Below are 1064 nucleotides of genomic sequence, written 5' to 3' on the forward strand. Positions count from 1 at the left end.
AGGGAGGTAGTAAAACGTGGATTTTGCGTTACACCCTGAACAAGAAAACCCGTGAAATGGGTTTAGGGTCGATTTCTGATTGGTCCTTGGCTGAAGCACGAGAGAGAGCGCGCAAGTTCCGGCAGTCACTCAGTGATGGAATCGACCCGATTGAAATGCGAAAGGAGACTGCGGCACAAATTCGCATTGAACAAGAAGAGAAAACCCGTAAGTCACGCACCTTTGAACAATGCGCAACTGAATACTTTGAAGTGAACCAGACACAATGGAAGAATGTCAAACATCGGGCTCAATGGATCAATACATTGACAAGCTATGCCTTCCCAAAGTTAGGCAGGATGCCTGTTTCGGAAATTAGCCGCGATCATATTCGTGAAGTTCTTCTGCCTATCTGGAAAACCAAGGCTGAAACTGCCTCTCGCGTGCTGCAACGCATACGTACTGTCATCAATCATGCCGCAGCCATGGGCTATTGTGCGGGCTTAGATTCACAGCAATGGGAACAGTTGAAGCTTGCACTGCCTAAAAACACGGTTGAACGCGAAGTGACCCACCATGCATCATGCCCACATCATGAAGTAGCAAGCTTAGTCACAAAAGTACAAACAGGAACAGCCTCACAGGTCGTTAAGCTAGCTTTTGAATTTATTGTTTTGACCGCCTGTCGCTCAGGGGAAGCACGAGGGGCTGCGTGGGAGGAAATCGATTTTCGCACAAATACTTGGACTATTCCTAAAGAGCGAATGAAAGCAAACCGGAGCCACAGCATCCCCCTGTCAGAACGCGTATTAATGATCCTGCAACAAGCCAAAGGGCTGTACTTTCAATCTGAAGATCACCCATCTGGTCTGATATTCCCTAGCTCGAAAAAAAGCCCGCTCAGTGATATGACATTCACCCAATTACTGCGTCGCTTGGGTGTGAACTACACCATGCATGGTTTTCGGGCCAGTTTCCGCACATGGGGTGCTGAACTAGGACACTACGAGCACGATATGTTAGAGGTCGCTTTGTCACACGTGATCGGAGATGAAACAGTTCGGGCTTACCAACGTTCAGATATG

General features: G+C 48.0%; 1 protein-coding gene. It reads left to right on the top strand.

Annotation, left to right across the window (positions count from 1 at the left end):
• On the top strand, nt 1–1064 hold a 1064-nt coding region (locus tag E9531_RS17355), incomplete at both ends, for a tyrosine-type recombinase/integrase (RefSeq protein ID WP_136575024.1).

It is taken from the genome of Lampropedia puyangensis (assembly GCF_004833285.1).
In the GTDB taxonomy this organism is placed as follows: Bacteria; Pseudomonadota; Gammaproteobacteria; order Burkholderiales; family Burkholderiaceae_C; genus Lampropedia; species Lampropedia puyangensis.